23 protein-coding genes are annotated in these 26,056 nt (G+C 64.7%); 10 read left to right on the top strand and 13 right to left on the bottom strand.

The features are described 5' to 3' along the window. Positions 1 to 56: 56 nt before the first annotated feature. Positions 57 to 1,238, bottom strand: coding sequence for an Mrp/NBP35 family ATP-binding protein (locus JN280_RS36160; RefSeq protein ID WP_202308982.1), 1,182 nt, complete (start codon positions 1,236 to 1,238; stop codon positions 57 to 59). Between the two features lie 214 nt (positions 1,239 to 1,452). Here JN280_RS36160 and JN280_RS36165 point away from each other — a divergent pair, with 214 nt between their 5' ends. The 3 genes from JN280_RS36165 (at position 1,453) to JN280_RS36175 (ending at position 2,693) form a co-directional block, all read left to right on the top strand. Further along, positions 1,453 to 1,866 (top strand): VOC family protein, encoded by a 414-nt coding sequence (locus JN280_RS36165; RefSeq protein WP_202308983.1) that lies wholly within the window; start codon positions 1,453 to 1,455, stop codon positions 1,864 to 1,866. A gap of 104 nt (positions 1,867 to 1,970) precedes the next feature. Next, a complete protein-coding gene (locus tag JN280_RS36170; RefSeq protein WP_202308984.1) occupies positions 1,971 to 2,180 on the top strand; it encodes a hypothetical protein in 210 nt (69 codons plus the stop codon). A gap of 21 nt (positions 2,181 to 2,201) precedes the next feature. After that, positions 2,202 to 2,693, top strand: coding sequence for a hypothetical protein (locus JN280_RS36175; protein WP_202308985.1), 492 nt, complete (start codon positions 2,202 to 2,204; stop codon positions 2,691 to 2,693). Positions 2,694 to 2,818: 125 nt separating this feature from the next. Here JN280_RS36175 and JN280_RS36180 read toward each other — a convergent pair whose 3' ends face one another. The 9 genes from JN280_RS36180 to JN280_RS36220 form a co-directional block, all read right to left on the bottom strand. Then, on the bottom strand, positions 2,819 to 4,420 hold the full coding sequence (locus tag JN280_RS36180; RefSeq protein ID WP_202308986.1) for a methyltransferase regulatory domain-containing protein: 1,602 nt from the start codon (positions 4,418 to 4,420) through the stop codon (positions 2,819 to 2,821). A gap of 9 nt (positions 4,421 to 4,429) precedes the next feature. Next, entirely contained in the window at positions 4,430 to 4,885 is a 456-nt protein-coding gene (locus JN280_RS36185) for an invasion associated locus B family protein (protein ID WP_244742595.1), read from the bottom strand. Between the two features lie 225 nt (positions 4,886 to 5,110). Further along, positions 5,111 to 5,590 carry a DUF4189 domain-containing protein gene (locus tag JN280_RS36190; protein ID WP_202308987.1) on the bottom strand — a complete coding sequence of 160 codons (480 nt, stop codon included), beginning with the start codon at positions 5,588 to 5,590 and terminating at the stop codon, positions 5,111 to 5,113. A gap of 11 nt (positions 5,591 to 5,601) precedes the next feature. Next, positions 5,602 to 6,282: a hypothetical protein gene (locus JN280_RS36195; RefSeq protein ID WP_202308988.1), complete on the bottom strand. Its 681-nt coding sequence runs from the start codon at positions 6,280 to 6,282 to the stop codon at positions 5,602 to 5,604. Positions 6,283 to 6,296: 14 nt separating this feature from the next. Further along, positions 6,297 to 6,872, bottom strand: coding sequence for an invasion associated locus B family protein (locus JN280_RS36200; protein WP_202308989.1), 576 nt, complete (start codon positions 6,870 to 6,872; stop codon positions 6,297 to 6,299). A gap of 5 nt (positions 6,873 to 6,877) precedes the next feature. Then, the gene (locus tag JN280_RS36205) at positions 6,878 to 11,119 is read right to left on the bottom strand and encodes a YadA-like family protein (protein ID WP_202308990.1); all 4,242 of its coding nucleotides are present in this window, start codon (positions 11,117 to 11,119) and stop codon (positions 6,878 to 6,880) included. Then, complete coding sequence (locus JN280_RS36210) at positions 11,116 to 11,607, bottom strand: hypothetical protein (RefSeq protein ID WP_342216144.1); 492 nt, start codon at positions 11,605 to 11,607, stop codon at positions 11,116 to 11,118. The genes JN280_RS36205 and JN280_RS36210 overlap by 4 nt, the downstream gene beginning before the upstream one ends. A 428-nt stretch (positions 11,608 to 12,035) precedes the next feature. Beyond that, on the bottom strand, positions 12,036 to 12,992 hold the full coding sequence (locus JN280_RS36215) for a helix-turn-helix domain-containing protein (RefSeq protein WP_202308991.1): 957 nt from the start codon (positions 12,990 to 12,992) through the stop codon (positions 12,036 to 12,038). A gap of 349 nt (positions 12,993 to 13,341) precedes the next feature. Continuing rightward, on the bottom strand, positions 13,342 to 13,542 hold the full coding sequence (locus JN280_RS36220; protein WP_202308992.1) for a hypothetical protein: 201 nt from the start codon (positions 13,540 to 13,542) through the stop codon (positions 13,342 to 13,344). Between the two features lie 422 nt (positions 13,543 to 13,964). Between JN280_RS36220 and JN280_RS36225 the strand changes: the two genes are divergently transcribed. From JN280_RS36225 to JN280_RS36255, 7 genes are all read left to right on the top strand, one after another. Next, entirely contained in the window at positions 13,965 to 14,864 is a 900-nt protein-coding gene (locus JN280_RS36225; RefSeq protein WP_202308993.1) for a LysR family transcriptional regulator, read from the top strand. 253 nt (positions 14,865 to 15,117) lie between these two features. After that, entirely contained in the window at positions 15,118 to 15,597 is a 480-nt protein-coding gene (locus JN280_RS36230) for a formate dehydrogenase subunit gamma (RefSeq protein ID WP_202308994.1), read from the top strand. Then, positions 15,594 to 17,150: a formate dehydrogenase beta subunit gene (locus JN280_RS36235; protein ID WP_202308995.1), complete on the top strand. Its 1,557-nt coding sequence runs from the start codon at positions 15,594 to 15,596 to the stop codon at positions 17,148 to 17,150. The genes JN280_RS36230 and JN280_RS36235 overlap by 4 nt, the downstream gene beginning before the upstream one ends. An 11-nt stretch (positions 17,151 to 17,161) precedes the next feature. Further along, positions 17,162 to 20,059 (top strand): formate dehydrogenase subunit alpha, encoded by a 2,898-nt coding sequence (gene fdhF / locus JN280_RS36240; protein WP_202308996.1) that lies wholly within the window; start codon positions 17,162 to 17,164, stop codon positions 20,057 to 20,059. 34 nt (positions 20,060 to 20,093) lie between these two features. Continuing rightward, positions 20,094 to 20,918, top strand: coding sequence for a formate dehydrogenase accessory sulfurtransferase FdhD (gene fdhD, locus JN280_RS36245; protein ID WP_202308997.1), 825 nt, complete (start codon positions 20,094 to 20,096; stop codon positions 20,916 to 20,918). After that, complete coding sequence (locus tag JN280_RS36250) at positions 20,908 to 21,171, top strand: formate dehydrogenase subunit delta (RefSeq protein WP_202308998.1); 264 nt, start codon at positions 20,908 to 20,910, stop codon at positions 21,169 to 21,171. Before fdhD ends, JN280_RS36250 begins: the two co-directional genes overlap by 11 nt. A gap of 258 nt (positions 21,172 to 21,429) precedes the next feature. Then, positions 21,430 to 22,668, top strand: coding sequence for an adenylate/guanylate cyclase domain-containing protein (locus tag JN280_RS36255; RefSeq protein ID WP_202308999.1), 1,239 nt, complete (start codon positions 21,430 to 21,432; stop codon positions 22,666 to 22,668). Positions 22,669 to 22,849: 181 nt separating this feature from the next. Here JN280_RS36255 and dhaK read toward each other — a convergent pair whose 3' ends face one another. From dhaK to JN280_RS36270, 3 genes are read right to left on the bottom strand one after another with little or no spacing between them, the layout of a single operon-like run. Next, the gene (gene dhaK / locus JN280_RS36260; RefSeq protein ID WP_202309000.1) at positions 22,850 to 23,836 is read right to left on the bottom strand and encodes a dihydroxyacetone kinase subunit DhaK; all 987 of its coding nucleotides are present in this window, start codon (positions 23,834 to 23,836) and stop codon (positions 22,850 to 22,852) included. Positions 23,837 to 23,863: 27 nt separating this feature from the next. Continuing rightward, complete coding sequence (locus JN280_RS36265) at positions 23,864 to 24,295, bottom strand: hypothetical protein (RefSeq protein WP_202309001.1); 432 nt, start codon at positions 24,293 to 24,295, stop codon at positions 23,864 to 23,866. Continuing rightward, positions 24,292 to 25,890 (bottom strand): phosphoenolpyruvate--protein phosphotransferase, encoded by a 1,599-nt coding sequence (locus JN280_RS36270; RefSeq protein ID WP_202309002.1) that lies wholly within the window; start codon positions 25,888 to 25,890, stop codon positions 24,292 to 24,294. Before JN280_RS36270 ends, JN280_RS36265 begins: the two co-directional genes overlap by 4 nt. Positions 25,891 to 26,056 lie beyond the last annotated feature (166 nt).

Below are 26,056 nucleotides of genomic sequence, written 5' to 3' on the forward strand. Positions count from 1 at the left end.
CCGCAAGCTTTTCTTCCCCTATTCGCTATTGGCTACTCGCTATTCGCTCCATTCGCTTATTCAAATACAATCTTCGGCGTTGCCGCCTCGGCAGCACCGCGTTCGGCGTTGACACGATCCCAGACCCGCGTCGCGATGTCGCGATAGATACGGGCCTCGGTTCCGTCGGGCTCCGACGCCACGACCGGAGCCCCCGCATCGGAGGTCTCGCGAATCCCCATGACCAGCGGCACTTCGCCGAGGAAGGTGACGCCGAGGCGTTCGGCCTCCTTGCGCGCGCCGCCATGGCCAAAGATGTCGTAGCGCTTGCCGGTGTCGGGGGCGACGAAATAGCTCATATTCTCGACGATGCCGAGCAGCGGCACATCGACCTTTTTGAACATGTTGAGACCCTTGCGGGCATCGATGAGGGCGAGATCCTGCGGGGTGGAGACGATGATGGCGCCGGCGAGCGGGACCTGCTGCGCCATTGTGAGCTGGGCGTCGCCCGTGCCGGGCGGCATGTCGACGACGAGCACGTCGAGCTCGCCCCATTGGACCTCCCGCAGCATCTGGGTCAGCGCCGACATGACCATCGGCCCCCGCCAGATCATCGGCGTCTCCTCGTCGACGAGGAAGCCCATCGACATCACCTTGAGGCCGAAATTCTCCATGGGCTTCAGGGTCTTGCCGTCGACCGTCTCGGGCCGCCCGTGGATATTCAGCAGGCGGGGCATCGATGGACCGTAGATGTCCGCGTCGAGCAAGCCGACCCGCAGCCCGTTGGCCTTCAGGCCGAGCGCGATGTTGACGGCGGTGGTCGACTTGCCGACGCCGCCCTTGCCCGACGCCACCGCGATGATCGCATCGATGCCCGGCACGCCGCGCTTGCCCCTCGCCTCCGAGGGCGGAGCATGCGGCGCGGGCCTCGCGGCCGGTGCCGGCCGCGGCTGCGCGGGGGCTGACGGACGCGGCGCCGGCCGGGGCTGCGCGCTCTCCATGCCCCCGCCCTTCTTCTCGGCCGTCAGCGCGACAACGGCGCCGGCCACACCCGGAATGGCGCGCACCACACGTTCGGCGGCGGCGCGCAGCGGTTCCATCTCCTGGGCGCGCGCTGCCGGTACGGTGATCGAGAAGAACACCTTCTGGTCGGCGATGAAGATCTCCGAGACCAGCCCGAGATCGACGATGTTGCCGGTGAAGTCCGGTCCGTTGACCGTCCGGAGGCTGGCGATGACGGTTTCCTTGGTGACGGACATGATGCCTTGCCTGATTGCTCTTCGTGACCGTGAGATAGTGCATTCCGATCGCGGAACCAAGCATGACAGGCGACGCTCGGCGTCGCGCCTGCCGGCGCTGGATCGGTTGTCACGAAAAAATCCGAAGCTGTGTCGATTTCCCGCTTCGCCGATCGTCGTCGGTTCGGAGCGGGAGGACGCCTGCCCGCCCGACAACCCCATCAAGGAGGACAAGATGAAGTTCGTACCTTATCTCAGCTTCGACGGCCGATGCCGGGAAGCCTTCGAATTCTATGCCAAGGTGCTGAAGGGCGAGATCGTGGCCATGATCAGCCATGCCGAGACGCCTGCCGGCGAACATGTCTCGAAGGACTGGCAGGACAAGATCATCAATGCGCATCTGATCGCGGGCGGCCAGTCGCTGATGGGCGCGGATTCGCCGCCCGAGATGGGTGACGCCACGAAGAAGGGCTTCAGCATCTCGATCGAGATCGACGACGAGAAGGACGCCGAGCGCATCTTCAACGCATTCGCGGACGGCGGAACGGTTACGATGCCGTTCGAGCCGACCTTCTGGGCGAAGAAGTTCGGCATGGTGACGGACAGATACGGCACGCCCTGGATGATCAATCACGGCATGATCGGCTGATCCCCTTCGCAAGCGGGCCGCGCCAGCGTGTCGCATGAAAGTGGAGGCAGCGAGGCGCGGCCCGTCTATCGCCGGATTTGGGCATGGCAGCGTGAAGAAACTGCATGGAATCGCCGATTGCTGTCCTTGACGCCCTTCGAGTTGTGCAGTTTCATCAATCTGCAACCGAGGAAGGGCAGGTCGTGAAAGCGTTCCACAACCGTGACCGGTTCACGTCGGCGACGAACCTGTCGGTTGCGTTGGCTGCCGCGGCTTTCGATGAATGCCGCACCCCACACCGCAATCAAATTGCGCCAATCAAATCTGCGCATTGAGAGCATGCGAAAGGACCGATCATGCTTGGCATCTTCGACGTGGATCCGCCGATTTCCGGAACACCCACCCCGGGTCTGAAAAATGCATCTGACAACCTGCTAACAGCGGCCACGGATGCAGTTCGCAGAAGGAATCTAAAAGAATCCGGCTTTCAAAGCAGATCTAAGTTTATCACCAGCGTTATCCCGACAATGACGCAAGATGACGTCAACAATGCCCGGGAACGTATTTTGGGAACAATTTCGCTGGAGCTTTTCGAGCAGAAAATCAAAGATTACCTCGCTCGACAGTATGGCCGGCTCAAGGGGCCCGTGCAGAATGCTTTTGGCGAGATCCCCCGATTCGCCAAACGAGCGTCAAGTGCAGGCTACCCTCTGGAAGATGAAGAGGTTCAGAAGGAGTTTGCCGGCTTTGTCATGTCGTATGTCACCGATGGGATGCAGGGCGAGGACACGACCGGCACACAAATCGGCAACTTTCGCGGGAAATGGCCTGGCGGGGGGTTCGGCTGACAGGGAAACGCCGTGCGGCGAAAGCGAAAGATCGGCAAAGGCGGGCTGCTCCTATGCGCTATGCGCCGTCCCTCCAGCAAGGACCGCATGATGCGGCGGCGCGAAAGGATTGACGAGCGAACCAATCAGCTTGCGATAGGCGGAACGGCGAGCTTGGCTTCAAGCAACTGACGCATCGTCGCGTCGACATGCTCGGCGATGCATTTCGAGATCTCACCGGCTTCGCGTACCGGCTCGCCGCCTCGCTCGAATCTCACCTTTCCCGATCTTACATGGTCCTGCAGGGCTCGTTCCAAATCGGCACGATCATGGCTTCCGTCAAGCTCGGGCAGGAGCAGAGTGGCCACCAGACCCAGCGGGACGGGCTCATGCCATCGATTGAAGATCGCAGGGATGGCGCAATCGCGAGAGATTTCAGCCGCGCGACGGATCGCAGGCTCGATCGCGATGCGGCCCTCGGCTCGCTCGCCGATGCGCACCGGCGCGATACGGAACCGCGCCAAGCCCTTGATGACGAGGTGGTCCAAAAGCTCGTCTATCACGGGCATCAGCTCCTGCTCGGAGGCAGCGCCGAGCAGGGCTCCCGTGCGCTCCACCAGGTCATTGTAGGAGACCGTTTCCGGCCAGCTATCGGAGAGCACCTTGACAGCGGCTTTCACTGCCGGTTTTTCGGTTGCAAGGCTGGACGTATTCGTCCCGAACACCTGGCGGGAACTGTCCAGCCTTATCCGGCCGTCCTGACAAGACAGCCGGGCTGCGAAATGCAGTTTTCGCATTCGCTCACCATCGATCCGATAGCGGATATCGCCCGCTTGCCGATCGTGGACGAGCAAGGTCTGCCTGAACGTCCGATTGGCGACAAAATCGAGATATTGTTCCAGAAGGACCTGGCTGTGGCCGCATTCCTTCAGCAACGGCTCTGCGACATCCTGGCCATAGTTGCTGGCGAACATCGTCGAAGGTTGAGCCTCTGCCAGATAGGCCAGCCCGTGTGCGCCTGCATCTCTTATGAAGTCCTGAAAGTAGCAGGGGGCGTTGAACGGTTCGAGATATTCGTGGGCAAGATAGTTATCCTGCTGCGTGCGCAACTCGGGCAGCGTGTGCTCAAGGGTCTTGGCCAGTATGCTGCCCCTGGGGGCCAACCGCTCGAGAAAGTCGAGCATCCCCTTCGCGTAGCCGAGCCGCTCGGCCGGGGTGGCACGCGCCGCACCTCGCAGCATCATGGCGTCGCGCACGATCTCCCTGGCCTTCCAGCCGGGATAGACATTGTAGCTGACATAGGCGATGCCGTCGGGCGCGAGGTTCTCCTTGCAGATGCGGAGAATGGCCTCCCGCACATGCGCCGGAACCCAGCTGTAGACGCCGTGGCAGATGACGAAATCGAAGCTGCCAAGGCCCTTCGAATCCAGTGCGGCCAGATCGGCCTCGATCAGCCGGATGTTGGAAAGGCCGAGAGCATCTACCCGCTCCTTTCCCAGTGCGATCTGAACGCCGGAGAGATCGATGCCGACGAGTTCTGCCGCAGGGTTTCTTGCCGCGAACGGTATCAGGTTGCCCGCCGACGAACAGCCGAGTTCCAGAACTCGCGCGGTGGCGACATCGGGCGCTTCCAGCCCGAACAGATGCGCCACCGCAGCCAGGTTTTCGGGAGCCGTTTGCGGGAAGGGATGCGACGTGTACGGCAGCTCGTCATACACCGACTTGACCAAGCTGACCGTTTCGCTCACCGGCTTCATCTATCGCAGACCCAGGGCGGCAATCCGGTCGAGCGCTGCCGAGAAGCCATGCAGCGATATCGGGAAATTCAGTTTCTGGCCCGAATCGGCGACAACCCCGAGGTTCAGACGGGAGCCAGCCCGCAGCTTCGCAACAGTCGCGGAATCCATGGGATACGAGGCGATACATCCATTCGGCAAACATGTGCGGATCCGCACCGGCGGCAACGGCGGCCGATCGTCGATATTCGGCGTCACCCCGGTGTCGAGGACGATACCGAAGGGGAGGAGCAGCGTTGCGTTGGCTGTGCCGTCGCGACGCGCCTGCACCTCGATGGCAAGAAGCCTCTGTCCGTTCTGCTGTGTCTGATCCTGGGAAATGGCGCAGGCAGGCACCTTGTCGCGCATGACGCAGGAAACCCGCCAGTCCTGATACGTCTCCTGCAAGGCTGACAGGCCGTCGGGCGACTGGGCCATGGCTGTCGTCGCAGACATGAACATGGCGATCAAACAGGGAAGGGCACGCCCGGGACGCGATGCTCCCGAAGCGTGCTCGAGCGACGACGCAGCGAGAGCAAAGGGCCCCGTCCGGTTCGGTCGCCCTGCTGACGTGGATGTCGAGAAAGGCAAGCGTGCCTCTTTCCGTTTCGAGGGTCGCCAGGTATCAGCGATGAGCTGACGCACTTTTCCCGCGCCGAGGCGTCAAGTGCATACCCATTCACGGACCTTGCACTCCATGCCCGATGTCTCACAGGCTTGAACGGCAAGGTCCTCGGCTTCTCGCCGCGTTGGCGCCGACTTCACGCCCCACGGGCTCATGCGATCGAGCTTTTCCTTGCCGATCGCGAGAGCGCCGCAATGATTGTATGGAAAACCGGTATCGTCGTCATCGTCCCAATGCCGGTGATTCCGGAAGACCTCGACGACTTTGCAAGCCTCGCCGCCCGCGTTCTCGCAATGCTCGAACGCTATGTCCATGGCTTCCTGCCGCTTGTCGGCGCCCCAGAAGAAACCGTGCTTTTCGTCGATGTCGGAATAGGCGATCGCCGCCCAGATGCCGCGCTCCTCCTGAGGAGGGGGAACGGGTGCTTCCGATATCCCGACCGCGAGATCAGCGGACGCGACCTGCCCCGTATATGCGAGCAGAAACCCCAGGGTTGCAAAGGTAGACCTGAATTTCATCTTGTCCCTCCTCACTTACCCGCCGCCACGGCCACGGAAATCACGACGCAGTTGTTTCCGGTAGGCAGGAGCATTGCGTTGCCCCCGCCGTTGGCAAGTTCATAGACGCTGATTTGTCCAAGGTTGTTTGCAAGCTTGGTTCCCTGCGGCAGCATGGCCGGAATTTCTGCGCATGAAGCTGCAAACGGTGCGACCCGGACCATGGTGCCTTCGCAAACCGATGCGCCAGGCGCGGCGAACACGACGCCCGCCGCCGGACCGCTGTACCCCGGCGTGGCATAGTTCATGCCCACGAGGGCCTGTACCGCATGCTTGTCCGGCGTCTCGGGATTCCAGTTCGACTGGATGCTGTATTGGGAACCCGTGGTCAGCAATTCCCCAAGGACAGGATAGACGGAGGAACAGGATTGCAAGCCGGCCTGTTTGGCGTGCTGCAGGAAGGGCGTATCGGCAAGACCTTGACCGGCTTCATTCGTCTCCGCAACCGCCGGCTGCGAAACGAAGTTTCCGATCGCGTCGTAGCGCATCGCCGCGTAACCGGCAGCGCCCACAACCGCGATGCCCAGCAACGAGAAGGCCGCCGTCTTCAGCCAGTTTCGCCGCAGCTCCTTCCGGTCGTCGACCTCGCTGTGGACGGCATCACCGCTCTGGTTGCGGGACATTATCCTGTCGTGGATCGATTGCTGGTTCATGGGGAGTGCCCTCGTCAATTGATCGCCTCAACGGCGGTAGAAAGGCCCTTGAGGGTCGCGGTCACGCTGATGGTTCGTCCATCAGTGGTCGGGTAGGAGATCGTCGGTGCCGCGCTTCTCGAAATCTGCTCGCGCATGATGGGGCCGATCGGCAGCATGCCGATGCAAACCGCTTCGTTGCATCCGTCAAGCTGGACCTTGACCGGCTCCTTGCGCCCCTCGAACGCCAGCGAGACAAGGCCGTCGCTCCTGGCGACGGGCGCCGTGCGCAGGATCATATAGGGGTTGCCTTCCTGCGTGGCCGCGAGCGACCAGCTGAAGGCGATCTCTCCCGCCTGGTTCTCGATGATCTGGGTGACGTTGCAGACCCTTTGACGTTTCTCCAGGTTTTCGTCGCAGATCAGCGTCCAGTTCTCGAAAGGCCGGATGATCCTCTGGTAACCGCCCGGCTTCACATCCGGAGGTGCTGCGACCTCGGACGGCTTTATTCGCCAGCCAGAAGGATTTGCCTCCTGTCCGGTCGCGTGGGGGCCAGACAGGAACAGGCAAGCCATGAAGGTTGCGGCGCCGGAGATCGCCCGTGTGAGCATTGCGGTCAGTTCAGAGTGAAGCTGACACCGGCGCCGGCGCCCCAGTGTCCACCGGCGGTCGTACCCAACAGATTGGCTCGGACCCGACCGTTTTCGCTGGTGTAGCCGGCACCGAAGGCGACCGCTCCCTCGCCTCGCCACAAGCCGCCGCCCATTGCGACGCTCACCTTGCCGGGCCGATCGTCGAAGCGGAGCGCTGCCGCAGCGAGTCCTATGGCGGCGGCCTGCCGCGCCTCGTCCTGGACCTCGTCGAACTGCTGGTTCAACTGGTTGAACTTCTGATCGGTATAGTCGTTGGCTTCGTTCAACGTCGTCTCTGCAATCTTATCCGTGTAGTCGTTGGCGGTATCGATTGCATAGCTGACACGGTTGTCGGTGTAGGACTTGGACTGGGTGATCCCCTCGTTCAATTGGGAGACATTGACGGCATCCGTAGGCGCCACCCCCTTGCCGACATTCGAGATGACCACCGGCGCATTCGCATCGCCGCCCTGCAGCGTGATGCTGTTCTTCTTGGTGCCGTCGGGATTGACGTCATAGAAGACCGCGCTGTTGTTGATGTTCCCGATGCCGCCCTGCAGGTCCTCGATCGCCGAGTTGGTGGCATGAAGCTGCGACCCGTTCACGGCGTCGGTGCTGTCTGCCGAAATGCGACCGGCCGCGACATTCGTGACCGTGCGCTCCGCGCCTTGATCACCGACGCTTACCGTTCCAACCGGAGCAGCGCCGGCAAAGTCATAGTGCTTGCCCCTGATGGTGGCGCCGGATGTGCCGACCGCCGCCTCCGTCGCGGAACCCGAGCCGAGCGCAACGTCATTGGCGTTGTTCGCCTGCGCTCCTTCGCCGAGCGCGACAGCGCCCTGCCCGGTCGCCGCGGCGCCATGGCCCGCTGCCAGGCTGTCGGTTCCGCTCGCCAGGCTTTCCGGTCCGATGGCAACGCTGTCGGTACCGGTGGCCGCGGAATCGGCGAGCGTCGAGTTGGCGCGGAAATATTTGATGCCCCCGCCATTGTTGATGTTGCTGATCGCATTGTCCACGGCGGTGAAGCCGTCATAGATCGTCGTGTAGCTGCCGCCCTGGATGTTGTAGGTCGGCCCGGTGATCGTGCCGTCGGGATTGACGACCGAGTTCCCGCCAAGATGATTCGTGATCTGTGTGCCGAGACCCCTCAACTGACTGACATTCACCGCATCCGTGTCCGCCGAACCGGCGGCGACGTTGGTGAGCTTGCGTTCCGATCCGGCCGATCCGAAGGACACTTCGCCGAACGAGCTTTGCGCCGCCGTCAGGCCGAAGGCCGTGTAGCTGGCTTGAGCGCCTACCGTCGTCATAGACGAAGCACCGATCGCGACGCTGTTGATGTGGTTGCTTTCGGCGCCTGCGCCCAAAGCGACGGACTGAATCCCGGCGGCTTTCGATTCCGTGCCGATCGCGACGCCGTCGGCCAGCATCACATGAGCGCCCTGCCCGATCGCCGTGCCGCCCGGAGCGACCTGGTCGACGATCGCGCCATTGCCGATGCCGATGCCGTTGTCTGCGTTGACCACCGTCGTCGGACCGACCGCCACCGACTCTGCGCCGACGGCAAGGGAATCCCCGGCAATCGAATTGGCGTGGAAATATTTGGTCGAGGTCACCGCCACCGACGCGATGGCGCCCTGGAGCTGGCGAATGGTCACCGCATCCTGGGCGTTCGTGCCGTCCGCGACATTGGTGATCTGCCGATAGGAAGTGTCCGTGCCGACCGACACGGCCCCGAGCAGCGTCTTGTCGGTCGTGTTGTATTCGATGAAGTTGGATGGACCGGCTGCGATCTGGCCCGTGGCCGGCGCCAGTACGCGATCGGAGATCGATCCGGAGCCGAGAGCTACCCCGCCGTCGATCGTGGCCTGGCTGCCGCGGCCGAGCGCGAGCGAATTGTCGGCGGCGGCCGTTGCCTGGTAGCCGACGGCGCTCGAGCCGATCCCTTGCGCGAAGGAATCGGTGACCGGGAGCGTCCTGTCGTTTGTGCGCACATAGCGGATGCCGTCGCCATTGGCGTCCGTGTAGGCCGTCGACGTGTCGCCGGCGATGTCGTTGACCGTATTGCCGAGATTGGTGATGTCGGTCGTGTTCGCCGTCACCTGCTGGTTGGTCGCGAAGAGTTGCGACCCGTTGACGGCATCGGTCGAAGCGGACGAGAGCTGACCCGCCGCGACGTTCTGGATCTGGCGTTCGGCGCCCGCCGAACCGACCGAGAAGGCGCCGGCCGGAGTGTCTCCGGCAAAGGTGTAATTCGTGCCGCCGATCGTCGCGCCGGCAACCGCAGTCGTCGTGCCCGACGCCGAATTCAGGCCGATCGCCACGTCACCGGCATTGTTGGCCACGGCGTTCGGGCCGACGGCGACGGAATCCGTGCCGAGCGCCTGGGAATCCGGCAGCGTGGAGTTGGCGTGGAAATATTTGATGCCGCCGCCATTGTTGATGTTGTTGACGGTGGTTCCGAGGCTGTCGACCGCCTGGTTGGTCGCATAGAGTTGCGAGCCGTTGATGGCGTCGGTCGAAGTGTCGCTGATCCGTCCCGCGGCGACATTGGTGATGGTGCGTTCCGCACCTGCCGCGCCTACGCTCACGGTCGACGTCGGCGTCGAGCCGACGAAGTTGTATGTCGTGCCGTTGATCGTTGCGCTCGGCGTGCCGACCGCGACGGCCGTCACCGAGCCCGAGCCCAAAGCGACATCGCCGGCGTTGTTGGCGACCGCGGTGTCGCCGAACGCGACCGCGCCCGCCGCCAGCGCGCTGCTGGTGTTGCCGATCGCGACGCTGCCCTGGCCGATGACGGTGTTCTGATAGCCGATGCCGACCGCGCCCTGCGCCGCCGTGCCGGGCGTGCTGATCGCCTGGCCGCCGCCGCCGACCATATTGGTGTTGCCCATCGCGACCGAGCCGTTGCCGGTAGCGGTGTTGTCCTTGCCGCTCGCGATCGCGCCGTCGCCGGTCGCGGTGTTGGGATCGCCGATCGCCACCGCGCCGTCGCCATTGGCGATGTTGCCGGAGCCGATGGAGACCGCCTTGCCGCCGGTCGCGGTTGAGCCGTTGCCGATGGCGACGGCATCTTCAGAATCGGCGACGGTGCTGGTGCCCATCGCAATCGCGTTGAGCGCCGAAGCATTGGCGTTGTTGCCGATCGCCGTGGCGGTAAGAGCCGTGGCCTGGGCTCCCGAACCCATCGCGATCGAGCCGATTCCACTCGACACGGTCGCATTGCCCAGAGCCAGCGCGAAGTTGGCCGAAGCATTGGCATTCGGTCCGAGCGCTGCTGAGCTTGTCCCCGTCGCACGGGAACTTGTCCCGATTGCAGTGGCAAACTGGGCCGATGCCACGCTTTGGCGTCCTATCGCGGTGGCGTCGGCCACCGATGCCGTCACATCTGTGCCAATGGCGATGGCGCTCTGTGCGAGAGCTCCCGTTCCCGCAACAGTGCGCCCGCCAATATTGATGGCGTTGATCGCGGACGCGGTCGCCTGGAAGCCGATCGCGATAGCATTCTGATCGCTTGCGACGGCGGAGCTGCCTTGGGCAAAGGCATCTATTCCCGACGCATTCGCCTGAAACCCGAGCGCAGTGGCGCGCGCCCCGCTGGCAACCGCCAGCCGACCTCCGGCGAACGCAAAGAGTGCGCTAGCCGTGGAGGCGACACCGACCGCGGTGGAGTTCGATCCCGAAGCAATGGCGGCGGTGCCCAAGGCGCTGGCGCCGGCAGAGGTCGCACTGGCGTTGACGCCGAGCGCAACCGCATTGATGTGGCCTGCGACCGTGTTGGCGCCCAGCGCCATGCCGCCATCGCCCGTGGCTCGCGAATTCAGGCCGAGGGCGATCCCGTAGAACCCTGTCGCATCGGCATCGTAGCCGATCGCGACCGAACCGCTCGTCCCGGTCGCGGTGGCTCCACAGCCGATCGCGGTGGCCTGAGCCACGGCACTCGTGGCCAGGCCGCAAGCCGGGTTGGCCAAAGTGCCATTTCCGATCGCGACCTGCGCGAAAGCCGTTTGCGGAATCATGATCCCAATGCCGCCGACCAGCGCCCCGACTGCCGTGCCGGCTCCCAGCGTGCCAAGCCCCAGCCGGCTGCGCTTCATGCCGAGCACGCGATGGGCCATGCGCAGCACCGCTATCAGCCTGCGGCGCTGCGAGCGGCTGTCGCCGCCGTCCGAAACCCAGTTGCCGACAAATCCGCGACGGGATTCCCCCTCAATGCCTGCAGTCATTTTGCGTTTTCCTCGGTGTTGCCCGGGCTTCCTGTTGCCGCATTCGCCCCGGCGGTTGAAAGGTCTTCGAAATTCGACGTTTTTTCCTGAAGGATGCGTCCGATCTTCGCACCCTGGCTCTCGATCAGCGCGCAAGCGCTCGCGACCCATGGCTGCGTAGGTTCCGGAACTGCGTGCAATGCAGTGCGGGCCCGGTCCGGCGGCAGCTCGACCGCCACCAACGCGCGACAGAGATCGAAATGAAGAGCCGGTTCCTGCTCTGCGTAAGCCGGAGAGGTCAATCCAAGCACGAAACAGGCAAAGAGATGATCGATCTCCGGGTCGGTGATCCGGCTGGCGTACTGGCGCCGCAAGGCAGTCCAGGCCGCCTCGACCTTGGGACTGAACAACTCGAATTCCGGAAACTGCATGTTCATCGGCGTTTCGCGAATGGAAACGCTGGCGCTCGGAGCGTTCGAAGGCCTTTCGCGAGGCTCGAACGACGGCATGCGATTTTCTGCCTGGGGCGCCATGTCGCGTCCCGATATCGGCGACATGCGATGGAACGTGCACCGGCCATCTTTGCCGCACCGGCAGAGGCGGTAGCGTGAAGCCTCGCCGCACCGGCAAACTGGTTTTCCGGACAACGCGCAGCATCGCACAGCGAAACTGGCTTTCGCATGAAGGCCTCCTCGGATGTGCAACCGTCCGACGAAGCTTCGTGCCGCGATGCCTGGTCGCGCCGCCGAGGCATCACGTCGGTGATTCCGACGCCGCATCGATGCCTGGCGGAAAGCTCCGGACCCCCGGACGATTCCATGAGAGCAAGGAAGACATACTTCTGGCGCGCGGTATTCCAGAAAGTTCCGATTCTGTTTCAGGAAAGTGCAGCGCCGAGGCGCGGCGCCCGTGCGTCAGGGCCAACCCGACAGCCGCTTCAACCCGAGGGCAGGCTCGCCGTGGCCCCGGAATCTCGAATGGATGCTTGCCCCTCTCGCCGCATCTGCATCGGCGTCATTCCGCGGTATTTCATCATAACGGTCGTCAAATGGCTCTGGCTCGAGAACCCGCTCACATGAGCGACCTCCGCAATCGGCAGTTCGCCCTTGACGAGCAGTCTTTCGGCGAAGCCCAGGCGCAGGCGCAGTATATGTCTGTACGGCGGTTCGCCGAAGCTCCTGGTGAACGCCTGTATGAAATGGCGCGGCGAAAGACCGGAGACGGCGGCAAGCTCGGCCACCGAGATCTTGCACGAAAAATTCGCTTCCAGAAATTCCTGCACCCGCCTTGCGCTGCGGTTCGACAGTCCGCCCTTCGGTCCCGGCACCGGATTACCCATTCCCGTATAGTTCCGGAGAATATGAACGCCGAACATGGTGACCAGCGAATCCACGTAGAGCTCGTTCGGGGGCACCGCGCGCGTCAATTCAGCCTTCAACAACTGCGCGAGATGCAGTGCGGCAGGATCGATGGTCCCGAAGGGGGGCGGCCGGAGTTCGGGATCGCCCATGGAGAACTCCTGGGCGGCGAGTTCGAGCAGGCTCTCGGGCCTGATGGCGACGATCACGCTTTCCCTTGCGGACGACCAGACGGCCCGGCCTTCGACATTCGCCGGCTGGATAACGAGCGCTCCAGTCGGAGCATCGTACTCCTGCATCCTGTCGCTCCCCAGCGACGCCCGGTTCCCCGGCGCCGGCGCAAGCATGACCGCCGCAAAATGGGTCTCGGCCAGCACGGTCTGCGATCCCGGCGGCCGACGAGAATAGACTGCGCCGCCTCGGAAGGTTGTCAGCCGCGGCCCCGCCTCATTGGGAATGACATCGAGAATCTCATTTGCCCGTTGCCAATCTGTCCCGGAACTGCCGCTTTCCAGGACATCGCTCTTGTGCCGCATTCCCGCCTCAGCGTGTTGCCGGCCAACCGAATTTCCGCTGCCTGAGACGCAGCCGGTAATTCAAATCGACGCCTGAGTTGCCTCCTTCAAGCCCCGTAAACCCCCGTCGCAACCTAAAGGCGACGCCCGGCATTGGAAAGGGCATTGTTGGCAGCGGGTAAAAAATCTCTGAACAAATATTTTTGATCCCTACATCAGCGGCGGCTATTTTAGATATTGCTAAATCAAAATCGGCGACACTACTAAATCAAAGTCGGCTTGATTCATACTCATAGCTCAGATTTGAAGCACAGTTTTCGCAGTCGGGCGGACAGTGACAGGCAATCGGCCTCACTGCAGCGCACCTTCGTCAGGAGCCGCCGCGAGTTTTCTCATACATGTCCCACGAAAGCTCGACCAGGGTCAGAAGAACATCCTCCCGGCTCCAGCCTGCCTCTACCGCTGATTGCACGATTTCGTTGAGAATCGGACACAATTGGCGTTCGCATTCGGCCAGCAGATCGCCATCGGCATCGCCAGCCGGAGGACTTCCGAAGTCGAACGCTACCAACAAACGGTCTCCCCAATCATTTATATGTTTTGCGGATCGAAATACTCTTCAACATACCGTATTCCTGAAAGGACGAAAGTTGGCCCTAAGGGAACCGTGACGTCGCGGAAACACCGTCGGACGACAACGGCAACGCGGCCTGACCGGGGTCTCTTTTCCAATTGGCGCCGTGCCACGTTCTCAGCTCGAGGCGCAACATGCCGCGCCAGGATGACCCAAATGCGGCAGCGGGTCCCCAGGGAAGCGCACAGGAGGCCTCCGTCTCACAGGCGAGACGATTCGGCAGCGCTCGGCCGCCGCGAGTCTGCAGGCCGATTTCGCCGGTCAATTTTTGCCTGGGCCATTTTCACGCCGGGCACCCTGGCATTGCCAGCGAACGCGATTCGGACGACCCTGTCTTCCCGTCACGACGGTTGGCATCCATGATCGACAAGCTGGAATTCTTCATCGCACTCGCCAAGGAGGAGCATTTCGGCCGGGCCGCCGAGCAGCTCGGCATCACCCAGCCGACGCTGTCGGCCGCCATAAAACAGCTTGAGGACCAGCTCGGCGTGATGCTGGTGCAGCGCGGCTCGCGCTTCCAGGGGCTGACGCCGGAAGGGCGGCAGGTGCTCGAATGGGCGCGCCGCATCGTCGGCGACACGCGCACCATGAAGGAGGAGATGCGTGCGGCGCGCCACGGGCTTTCCGGCCGCATCCGCATCGCGGCCATTCCGACCGCGCTCGCCATGGTGGCCCGGCTGACCACGCCGTTCCGCGAGAAGCACCCCGGTGTGACCTTCTCGGTGCTGTCGCGAACCTCGATCGAAGTACTGTCGCTGCTCGGCAATTTCGACATCGACGTCGGCATTACCTATCTCGACAACGAGCCACTGGGCCGGGTGACCAGCGTCCCGCTCTATGCCGAGCGCTACCAGCTCATCACCGCCGCGGGAAATCCCCACTCCGACAGCCGCACCGTGACATGGACCGAGGTGAGCCGCCTGCCGCTCTGCCTGCTCACCCCCGACATGCAGAACCGCCGCATCATCGATCAGCATCTGGCCGAAGCAGGCGTTCAGGTGCGCCCGACTCTCGAATCCAATTCGATGATCGTGCTCTTCTCGCATATCCGGACCGGCAAATGGTCGTCGATCATGCCGCTCAACCTGGCCGAGACCTTCGGCTTCGCCGAGCCGATCCGCGCCATCCCCATCGTCGAGCCCGATGCCAGCCACACGGTCGGCCTGGTTGCGGCGCCGCGCGAGCCGCATACGCCGCTGGTCTCGGCGCTTCTGGATGAGGCGATGACGCTGGCGAGCAACTTCAAGCCATCCCGTTGAGATAGAACCCTTCTCGTCCCAATGGCCTCAATCGCCGGCGCGGCCCCTCCGGGCCGCTTGGCTTCGCGCCAACGGGCGCGGCGCGCAGTCGCGCGCTCCAGCGGTCGATCGTATCGACCGCTGGCAACAGAGCCAGGCTTGATAGAAAATTTCTATCAAGCAACGAAACCGCATTATTGATTTGCGACGTTTCCTTTGGCTTCCTAACTATGAGGTGCCGGACACGCGGTACCGACTTCAGGGAGGGCGCTGCGTGGGAATGCAGCTTGCAAGTACCGAAATCGAAGCGCGGACGGCGCAGGTCGTCGCTGCGCATCACGGGCTCGAAGGCCCGTTGCTGCCGATCCTTCACGGCATCCAGGAAGAATTCGGCTTCGTGCCGCAGGAAGCCTTGCCCGTCATCGCCGATGCGCTGAACCTCTCGCGGGCCGAGGTGCATGGCGTCGTCACCTTCTACCACGACTATCGCCGCCATCCGGCGGGCCGCCATGTGCTGAAGATCTGCCGCGCCGAGGCCTGCCAGTCGGTCGGCGGCGACGCGATGGCCGAACGCATCCAGAAGCTGCTCGGCATCGGCTTCCATGAGACGACCGGGGACGGCGCGGTCACGCTGGAGCCGGTCTATTGCCTGGGGCTCTGCGCCTGCGCGCCCTCGGCGATGCTCGACGGCGAGGTGATCGGACGCCTCGACGCCGACAAGCTGGACGCCATCGTGGCGGAGGTGCAGGGATGACCGTCACGCTCTACATCCCCAGCGATTCCGGCGCGCTGGCGCTGGGAGCCGAAAAGGTCGCCAAGGCGATCGAGGCCGAGCTCGCCGAGCGCGGGCAGAAGGCGCGCATCGTTCGCACCGGCTCGCGCGGCCTCTACTGGCTGGAGCCGATGGTCGAGGTGCTGACCGACAAGGGCCGGGTGGCCTATGGGCCGGTCATGCCTTCGGAGGTGAAGTCGCTGTTCGACGCCGACTTCCTCGCCGGCGGCCAGCACAAGCGCTGGCTCGGCAAGCCCGAGAAGATCCCCTTCCTCGCCCGCCAGACCCGGCTGACCTTCGCCCGCTGCGGCATCATCGATCCCGTGTCGCTCGACGACTACCGCGCCCATGGCGGCCTTGTGGGGCTGACCAGGGCGATCGCCATGACGCCCGCCGAGATCGTGGCCACGGTGACGGAATCGGGCCTTCGCGGCCGCGGCGGCGCGGGCTTCCCGACCGGCATCAAATGGAAGACCGTGCTCGATACTGCCGCCGAGCGCAAATACATCGTCTGCAATGCCGACGAGGGCGACAGCGGGACATTCGCCGACCGCATGATCATGGAAGGCGATCCCTTCGTCCTGATCGAAGGCATGGCGATATCGGGCATCGCGGTCGGAGCGACCAAGGGTTACGTCTATATCCGCTCCGAATATCCGCATGCGGCCGCCACGATGAACGCGGCGATCGCCGCGGCGCGGCGGGCTGGCGTGCTCGGCGCGGACGTGCTGGGCTCGGGCAAGGCCTTCGACATGGAGGTGCGCGTCGGCGCCGGCGCCTATGTCTGCGGCGAGGAGACCTCGCTGCTCGAAAGCCTCGAAGGCAAGCGCGGGCTGGTGCGCGCCAAGCCGCCGCTGCCGGCCCACAAGGGCCTGTTCGGCAAGCCGACCGTGATCAACAACGTGATCTCGCTCGCCTCGGTGCCCATCATCCTCGACAAGGGCGCGGCCTTCTACAAGAATTTCGGCATGGGCCGCTCGCGCGGCACGATCCCGATCCAGATCGCCGGCAATGTCAAGCATGGCGGCCTGTTCGAGGCCGCCTTCGGCCTCACCCTCGGCGAGATCGTCGACGATATCGGCGGCGGAACGCGCAGCGGACGGCCGGTCAGGGCCGTGCAGGTCGGCGGGCCGCTGGGCGCCTATTTCCCGCGCGCGCTGTTCGACACGCCCTTCGACTACGAGGCCTTCGCGGCCAGGGACGGGCTGATCGGCCATGCCGGCATCGTCGTCTTCGACGACACGGTCGACATGCTGAAGCAGGCGCGTTTCGCCATGGAATTCTGCGCGATCGAGAGCTGCGGCAAGTGCACGCCCTGCCGGCTCGGCTCGATGCGCGGCGTCGAGACGCTCGACCGGCTGGCGAGCAACATCGAGCCGCAGAAGCAGATCGAGCTCGTCACCGACCTGTGCAACACGATGAAGTTCGGATCGCTGTGCGCGCTGGGCGGGTTCACTCCCTATCCGGTGATGAGCGCGCTCACCCATTTCCCCGAGGATTTCAAGCCGGCGCCTGTCGCCGAGGCCGCGGAATAGGAGCGGATGACATGAACGCCTTGTTCGACATCAAATCGCTCGTCGAGGAAGTCGACTACGGCACGCCCGCGTCGAAGTCCGAAAAGACGGTGACGCTGACCATCGACGACCGCACGGTGACGGTTCCGGAAGGCACCTCGATCATGCGCGCCGCCATGGATGCCGGCGTCGAGATCCCGAAACTCTGCGCGACAGACATGCTCGACGCCTTCGGTTCCTGCCGGGTCTGCCTGGTCGAGATCGAGGGCCGCGGCGGCCTGCCGGCTTCCTGCACGACGCCGGTCGCCGAGGGCATCGTGGTGAAGACGCAGACCGAACGGCTCGACCAGGTCCGCCGCGGGGTCATGGAACTCTATATCTCCGACCATCCCAAGGGCTGGAACCCGGATGCCGGCTTCGAAGGCACGGAGTTCGACAAGGTGGCGAAGGCGGTCGGCCTGACGGAGAACCGCTACGGCATCGAGGGCCGCAACCATGTCGCGCCGGGCAACGGCTCGCTCAATATCGACTATATCGCCCGCGACGATTCCAACCCCTATTTCTCCTATGATCCCTCGCAATGCATCGTCTGCTCGCGCTGCGTGCGGGCCTGCGAGGAGGTGCAGGGCACTTTCGCGCTGACGATCACGGGGCGCGGCTTCGAATCGCGCGTCTCGGCGGGCATGTCGGAGAATTTCATCGAGTCCGAATGCGTCTCCTGCGGCGCGTGCGTGCAGGCCTGCCCGACCGACGCGCTTCGGGAAAAGTCGGTGCTGGAGATGGGCCGGCCCACCTCCTCGGTGGTGACGACCTGCGCCTATTGCGGCGTCGGCTGCTCGTTCAAGGCAGAGATGCGCGGCGAAGAGGTCGTGCGCATGGTGCCCTACAAGGACGGCAAGGCCAATCGCGGCCATTCCTGCGTGAAAGGCCGCTTCGCCTGGGGTTATGCCAGCCACAAGGACCGCATCCTCAACCCGATGATCCGCGAGAAGATCAGCGATCCATGGCGCGAGGTCAGCTGGGACGAGGCCTTCAGGCACGTCGCCGGCGAGTTCCGGCGCATCCAGTACCAATATGGGCGCGGGGCCATCGGCGGGATCACCTCGTCGCGCTGCACGAACGAAGAGACCTATCTGGTGCAGAAGCTGATCCGCCAGGGTTTCGGCAACAACAATGTCGACACCTGCGCGCGCGTCTGCCATTCGCCGACCGGCTACGGCCTCAAGACGACCTTCGGCACCTCGGCCGGGACGCAGGACTTCGACAGCGTCGAAGAGACCGATGTGGCCGTGATCATCGGCGCCAACCCGACCGACGGCCATCCCGTCTTCGCCTCGCGGCTGAAGAAGCGGCTGCGCCAGGGCGCCAAGCTGATCGTGATAGACCCCCGCCGTACCGACATCGTGCGCTCGGCCCATGTCGAGGCGCAGTATCATCTGCCGCTGAAGCCCGGCACCAATGTCGCCGTCGTCACCTCGCTCGCCCATGTGATCGTGACCGAAGGGCTTTATGACGAGAAATTCATCCGCGAGCGCTGCGACTGGTCGGAATTCGAGGACTGGGCAGCCTTCGTCGCCGAGCCGCAGCACAGTCCGGAAGCGGTGGAAAAGGTGTCCGGCGTGCCGGCGGAGCTGATCCGGGGCGCGGCCAGGCTCTATGCGACCGGCGGCAACGGCGCGATCTACTACGGCCTGGGCGTCACCGAGCACAGCCAGGGCTCGACCACGGTCATGGCGATCGCCAATCTCGCCATGCTGACCGGCAATATCGGCCGGCCCGGCGTCGGCGTGAACCCGCTGCGCGGCCAGAACAATGTGCAGGGCGCCTGCGACATGGGCTCTTTCCCGCACGAGCTGCCGGGCTATCGCCACATGTCCGACGACGCCACGCGCGACATCTATGAGAGCCTGTGGGGCGTGAAGCTCGATCCGGAACCGGGCCTGCGCATCCCCAACATGCTCGATGCCGCGATCGACGGCAGCTTCAAGGGCATCTACGTCCAGGGCGAGGACATACTTCAGTCCGATCCCAACACCAGCCATGTGGCCGCCGGGCTCGAAGCGATGGAATGCGTGGTCGTGCACGACCTCTTCCTCAACGAGACCGCCAACTACGCCCATGTCTTCCTGCCAGGCTCGACCTTCCTGGAAAAGGACGGGACCTTCACCAATGCCGAGCGCCGCATCAACCTCGTGCGCAAGGTGATGGCGCCGAAGAACGGCCTCGCCGACTGGGAGGTGACGCAGAAGCTCGCCCAGGCGATGGGCCTGGACTGGACCTATTCGCATCCGTCCGAGATCATGGACGAGATCGCCAGGACGACGCCGAGCTTCGCGTCCGTCTCCTACGACCTGCTCGAGCGCGAGGGCTCGGTTCAGTGGCCCTGCAACGAGAAGGCGCCGCTCGGCACGCCGGTCATGCATATCGGCGGCTTCGTGCGCGGCAAGGGCAAGTTCATCCGCACCGAATATGTGGCGACCGACGAGAAGACGGGGCCGCGCTTCCCGCTGCTTCTGACCACCGGCCGCATCCTGTCGCAATACAATGTCGGCGCCCAGACGCGGCGGACCGACAATGTGGTGTGGCACCAGGAAGACCGTCTGGAGATCCATCCTTTCGACGCCGAGAACCGCGGCATACGCGACGGCGACTGGGTGCGGTTGCAAAGCCGGGCCGGCGAAACCACCTTGCGCGCGCTGATCACCGAGCGCGTCGCGCCGGGCGTGGTCTATACGACCTTCCACCATCCCGACACGCAGGCCAACGTCATCACCACGGATTTCTCCGACTGGGCGACCAACTGCCCCGAATACAAGGTGACGGCCGTGCAGGTCGGCCCGTCGAACGGCCCGACCGACTGGCAGGAAGAATATGAAGCGCTCTCCCGTCGCAGCCGTCGCATCGAGGGCAAGCTGGAGGCGGCGGAGTGAGAAGAGAGCCGAGGTCTCAGGGAGAGGGGGCGCCATGATGCGCCCGCCCCTCGCCCAGGCATCTCGCCTGGCCCACCGGACCGGCGGCACCCGCATCGCCGACCGCATGGTGCCGGAAGAAACCCCGATCGCACTGTCCTACGCCGGCACCACCCATGCGGTGATGATGGCGAGCCCGGCCGATTTCGAGGATTTCGCGCTGGGCTTCTCGCTGACCGAAGGCATCATCTCGTCGCCCGGCGAGATCGAGGCGATCGAGGTGGAGGATCTCGGCGCCGGGATCGACATCCAGATCCGGTTGAAGGACGCCGCCAACACGCGCTTCGCGGCGCGGCGGCGCCGGCTCGCAGGCCCGGTCGGCTGCGGCCTGTGCGGCATCGAATCGATCGAGGAGGCGATGCGTTCGGTCGACGCGGTCGGCGCCTCAGGCCTCTCGCTCGCCGCGGACGACATCGCCCGTTCCGTCAGGCTGCTCTCCAAGGTGCAGCCGCTGCATGCCGAAACCGGCGCGGTCCATGCCGCGGGGTTCTACATGCCCGGCAAGGGCATCGTCGCGGCGCGCGAGGATGTCGGCCGCCACAATGCGCTCGACAAGCTGGCCGGCGCGCTGGCGAAGTCAGGCATGGACGGGACAGGCGGCGGCGTCGTCGTGACCAGCCGCGTCTCGGTCGAGATGGTGCAGAAGACCGCGGCCATCGGCGCGCCCTTCATCATCGCGGTTTCCGCGCCCACCGCGCTCGCCATCCGCACCGCGGAGGCCGCCGGCATGACCCTCGTCGCCCTGGTGCGCGGCGAGGAATTCGACGTCTTCACACATCCCGAACGCGTATCCGACGAGGCCTCCAGACATGTCGCATGACGAGAACCACGCCATGAACACCAAGGAGAAGCTGGTCTACATGGCGAACCAGATCGCGGCCTTCTTCGAGACCATGCCGCATGACGAGGCGGCGGCGGGCGTGGCCAAGCATATCAACGACTTCTGGGACCCGCGCATGCGCCGCCAGTTCTTCGAGATCGTCGAGGCCGGCGGCAAGGGGCTGAAGCCCCTGGTGCTCGACGCGGTGGCCGGCATCCGGCGACCCGCCCCGGCGGAGAAGCCGGCGGCCTGAGGCGTCGGCCGCACGGAAGGGATCCGTCCCGGCGACAGCGCCTGAACAATTGTTTCGATTCTCCGTCCGATACGGTTCTTTTCGATCGTATCTGCGTAGCCGGCTTTTCTCCGGCGCGCCCCGCCCCTATCTTTCCCGATAGAGCGCGGTGCGTCCACCTGGACGCACAAAGGACGCTACGTCGTTTCTCAAGTCTACGCATCGTGCTTTCCGAAGATCGGGCACGATTCTCGTGCCGATGCGGTCGAGGTGCAATGCATGAACGAGATCGTTGCCGTTCCCGGGCCAGCCATGATGAGCCATGGCGACATCGACCACGCCGCGATCGACGCGCTGATCGCCTGGATGATCGACGGCGCCCCCCCGAGCCGGGGTGAGACGGCCCGGCCAGGCAGCCGTATCGACGACATCTGCCGGCGCCTTGTCGCCGCCGGCGTGCCGATCGGACGCTTCGCGCTCTTCGTCAACCTGCTGCATCCCAATATCGAAGGACGCCGCATCGCATGGACGGCCGAGGACGGGGTAACGATCACCGATGGTCCCATCGGCGTCTCCAGCACTGTGGAGTACACACGCAACCCCTTGCCGAAGGTGATCTCGGAGCAAGTTTCGATCCGCCGGCGGCTCAACGATCCGGATGCCCTGTCGGAGTTCATGATCCTTTCCGAGCTCAGGGACGAGGGCTTCACCGATTACATGGCCATGCCGCTGGTCTTCACCGACGGCGAAATCCACGCGGCCACCTTTTCGACGAAGGCTCCCCAGGGCTTCAGTCTCGAAGCGATCGCTGCGATCGAGCTCATCCGCAGGCCGCTCGCCAGGCTCGCCGAGACCTATGTGCTGCGCATCAACGCGGCGTCTATCCTCTCGGCCTATGTCGGGCGCAACAGCGGCGACCAGATCCTGGGCGGCAGCATCCATCGCGGCGACGGAGAGGAGATCGAGGCGGCGATCCTCTTCACCGACCTGATCGGCTTCACCGAGCTTTCCAACACCATGTCCGGCCCCGAGATCGTCACGATGCTCAACGACGCCTTCGACATAGTCGTGCCCCCGGTCGAAAAGCATGGCGGCGAAGTGCTGAAGTTCCTCGGCGACGGCTTCTTCGCGATCTTTCCCTATAACGGCAAGACGACACGCGCCGACGCAGTGAAGGCCGCGAGCGAGACCATCCTCGAAGGCGAGACGTTGCTGGCCGCAAGCCCGCACGCCGGCAAGATCGCCTTCCGCTCCGCGCTCCACGCAGGCAGCTTCCACTATGGCAATATCGGCGGTGCGAACCGGCTCGACTTCACTGCGATCGGGGGCCCTATAAACTACGCGGCCCGACTGCTCGATGCGGCGGCGGTGCTCGACCTGCGGCACGTCGTCTCCGAGGAGATCGCAACCAATCTCTGCGTCGACGCGAAGCTTGCGGCGACGGTCGAGTTCAAGGGCTTCGAGGGGCCGCAGAAGCTGTTCACCTATTGCGGCCGTGAGGAACATCATAACCTTTGACTGGCGGTGCCGCCCCTCATCCGCCTGCCCGTCCTCCGCAGCAGCTGCGGAGGACGGGCAGGCGGATGAGGGGCAGTGCCCGAACTTCGCCGAATCCATTATCTGCTTGAAGCAAAACGACTTTCAGCGCCACTATCATGGCAGGGGCTTGCCGTAACGGTCAAGAACAAGACCGACGGCATCACATACCCCAACGCAGCGCGGCCGTGTGGACCGGCGCATCCCAGAGCTTCGCCGTCTCCTCGTCCAGCATCGAAAGCGTGATCGAGCAGCCAGCCATGTCGAGCGACGTGACATAGGAGCCGACCAGCGAACGAACGACCGTCACGCCCTGTGTCTCGAAAATCTTCCGCGCGGCGTTGTACATCAGATAGAGCTCCATCGACGGCGTGCCGCCGAAGCCGTTGACGAAGAGCAACGCCTTGCCGCGTGCGGCGGCACCAAGGTCATTTGATATCGCCGTGCAGATCTCCTCGGCGATCGCGTCCGCGCTCTTCAGCTGGTCGCGCCGCCGGCCCGGCTCGCCATGGATGCCGACGCCGAACTCCATCTCGCCTTCGCCGATTTCGAAGGTCGGCCTGCCGGCGGCCGGCACGGTGCAGGAGGTGAGGGCCACGCCCATGGAACGGGTCGAGGCGTTCACTCTGTCGCCGAGCGCCTTCAAAGCGGCGAGCGCCCTGCCCTCTTCGGCAGCGGCGCCGACGATCTTCTCCACGACGAGCGTCCCGGCCACGCCGCGGCGGCCGGTCGTATAGAGCGAATCCTCGACCGCCACGTCGTCATTCGTTACGACCTGGAGCACGCCTTCCGACATCTCGGCCGCCATGTCGAAGTTCATGACATCGCCTTCGTAGTTCTTGACGATGTACAGGCAGCCGGCGCCGGTGTCGACACCGGCGACCGCCTCGACCATCTGATCGGGCGTCGGCGACGTGAAGACCTGTCCCGGACAGGCAGCGTCGAGCATGCCGTGGCCGACGAGGCCGGCATGGAGCGGCTCATGGCCGGAGCCCCCGCCCGAGATCAGCGCCACCTTGCCGGGTTTCAGTTCCCGGCGGCGGACGAATTTGTGGCCCTCACCGAGGACCAGTATGTCGGAATGGGCGGCGACGAAGCCGTCGAGGCTCTCCGTCAGCACAGTGTCGACCGAATTCAGGAACTTCTTCACGGCAATCCTCCCGTTTCGGGGCGGCGTTCAGCCGCCCTTGCCCGCTATGCTGGTGATCCTGTGGATGAAATCGTAGATGGCCCGGTCGAGGGCCGCGTTCTGCTTGTCGTCGCCGAGGTCGGGCACGGTGAGCGAGATGTGGCGGACCTTGCGGACACCGGCCGCGAGCGGTGCCTTGCCGGGATGGGCGATCCGATAGGCGGCCAGGAAGGCGTCGCGCTCGGCTGCGCCGAAATGGCAGACCGAAAAGATCAGCGGCAGGTGGCGTGCCGGGATCGGCGTCGGATAGGCGGGGCTTGAGATCTGGGTGACGAAGCTGCGGTGCTTGCCCAGCGCGTCGGCAAGCCGCTGGCGGGTACCGGAGGGGCGCTGTTCCAGGACAGCCGACAACACGCCCTTGTAGGCGCGGATGGCGTCGTCCGGCCCCGCAGATGGCTCGGTCGCGGGCGGCCAGTTCATAGCGAGACGCCCGCGACCGCCGCCTTGGCGGCGGCGAGTTGCGCAGGCGCGACGGACAGGTCGCGCAGGCCGGCCTCGAGCAGCGCGGGGATCGCCGCGGGATCACCGCCGGCGTCGCCGCACAGGCTGACGGGAATGCCGTGCTGACGGCCGAAGGCGGCGACACCGGCGATCAACCGCAGCACCGCGGGATTGCGTACCGAGTTCAGCGCGGCGACCGCACCATTGTCGCGCGCGGCGGCCATGACATATTGGGTGAGATCGTTGGACCCGATCGAGAAGAAGGCTGCATCGGCGAAGGCCTCCGGCGCGATCGCGGCGGACGGCACCTCGACCATGATGCCGAGCGGCGGCATCCGGTGCGCGCCCCCCGCGGCCGACAGCATCGCCGCCTCCTGCAAGAACAGCGCGCGTGCCCTGGCGTATTCGTCGGCGACGGCGACCATCGGGAACATGACCTTGAGGTCGCCATGGACGGCAGCGCGCAGCAAGGCGCGGATCTGCACCCGGAACACGTCCGGTCGGGCAAGGGAAAGGCGGATGCCGCGCTGGCCGAGGAAGGGATTGTCCTCCGCTACGGTGAAGCCCGGCACCGGCTTGTCGCCGCCGGCATCGACGGTCCGGATCGTCACCGGCTTGCCCTTCGCCCATTCCAGCACTTTCCGATAGGCGCGAAGCTGGGTCTCCTCGTCGGGCAGCGCGTTGCCGAAAAGGAACTCGGTGCGCATCAGGCCGACGCCGTCGCAATGGCCGACCTCGATCGCATCGACGTCGGACGGATGGGCGACGTTGAGCAGGACGCGCACGGCGGTGCCGTCTCGGGTGGCTGCCGGGCGGGACAGGAACTCTCCGGCACGCAGCCTCGCCGCGCCGAAGGCTTCCGCGGAGGCCCGGTAGGCAGCGAGGTCGTCCGCGCCCGGGCCGAGCACGATGCCGCCATGTTCGGCATCGAGCAAGGCCAGCCCCGCGAAGCCCGCGACGGCATCGCCGAGCCCGACGACCATCGGCACACCGCGTGCCCGGGCCAGCATGGCGACATGACTGGCCGAGGAGCCCCGGGCTAGGGCGACGCCGCCGCCCTTGCTCCAGTCGGTACCAAGGAACAGCGTCGGCGCGATATCATCGCCGCAGAGCACGGCGCCTGGCGGCGCCACCGGGCCGGCATCGCCGCCAAGCGCACGCAGCACCGTCTCGCGGATGTCGCGCAGATCGGCCGAGCGCGCCCGGAAGTAGTCGTCCTCGGCCTGCTCGTAACCCGCGATCTCGGCATCGAGCGCAGCACGCCAGGCCGCGTCCGCTGTGGCGCCGCCCTCGATGGCCGCGAAGGCTGGAGCAGCTAGGGCATCGTCTTCGAGCATGGCGAGCTGGAATTCCAGGATCTCGGCCGCTTCCCCGGGAGCATTGGCGATCATGTCGCCAATGCTCGCCGAGGCCTCGGCGAGCGCCGATCTCAATGCATCCGCCTCGCCAGCGGCCGTTCCCTTGGCCGCGTAGGCCGATGCGGCGTGGCCGAGATGGAACAGGGGTCCGGCCGCATAACCGGGCGACGCCGGAGTGCCGGTGAGCCGGACAGGTTCCTCGCCGGCGTGGTGCATCTAAGCCCCCCCCTCTGTCCTGCCGGACATCTCCCCCTCAAGGGGGGAGATGCGCCTGCCGCTTGGCTTTCGCCAATCAGCGACGCCGGAGGACGATCGCCGACATTGAAACTGCCAATCTCCCCCCTTGAGGGGGAGATGTCCGGCAGGGCAGAGGGGGGTATCG

The sequence above is a fragment of the Mesorhizobium sp. L-8-10 genome (assembly GCF_016756635.1).
Lineage (GTDB): Bacteria > Pseudomonadota > Alphaproteobacteria > Rhizobiales > Rhizobiaceae.